Annotated in this window: 1 protein-coding gene; it reads left to right on the forward strand. The window is 65.0% G+C overall.

The features are described 5' to 3' along the window. A partial coding sequence (locus J8I87_RS44120) for a sensor histidine kinase (RefSeq protein WP_209938934.1) occupies window positions 1-618 on the forward strand: 618 nt, incomplete at both ends.

Consider the following 618-nt stretch of genomic DNA (forward strand, 5'->3'; position numbering starts at 1 on the left):
ATTTCTTCGCATGGTGGGATACGAGCGGGAGGATCTTGTCTCGGGTCGCGTGAGCTGGAGGGATCTGACGCCGCCAGAATGGCTCGAGCGCGACGAACGGGCCCTGGCGGAGATCGAGGCGACGGGGCGCGCGCAGCCGTTCGAGAAGGAGTACATCAGGGAGGACGGCAGCCGCGTGCCGGTCATGCTCGGTGCGACCGCTTTCGAAGCAAGCCGGAAGGAAGGTGTTGCTTTCGTGCTCGATCTGAGCGAGCGCAAGCAGGCGGAGAAAAAGGTCCGCGAGAGCGAGCAGCGCTATCGCGAGGTGCAGACGGAACTGGCTCACGCGAATCGTGTCGCCACCATGGGGCAGCTCACGGCCTCGATTGCTCACGAAGTCAACCAGCCGATTGGCGCAACGGTGACCAACGCCCAGGCGGCGCTGCGGTGGCTGAACGCCCGGCCTCCGAACATCGACGAGGTAGGGCAGACGCTCAGGCATATTGTCAAGGATGCAGGTCGAGCGGGGGAAGTGCTCCGCCGGATCCGCGATCTGGTCAGGAAGGCGCCGCCGCGGAAGGAGCCGGTGGACATCAACGAGGCGATCCGCGAGGTGATCGAGCTCACGCATGGCGAAGC

The organism is Paraburkholderia sp. LEh10 (assembly GCF_017814945.1).
In the GTDB taxonomy this organism is placed as follows: Bacteria; Pseudomonadota; Gammaproteobacteria; order Burkholderiales; family Burkholderiaceae; genus Paraburkholderia.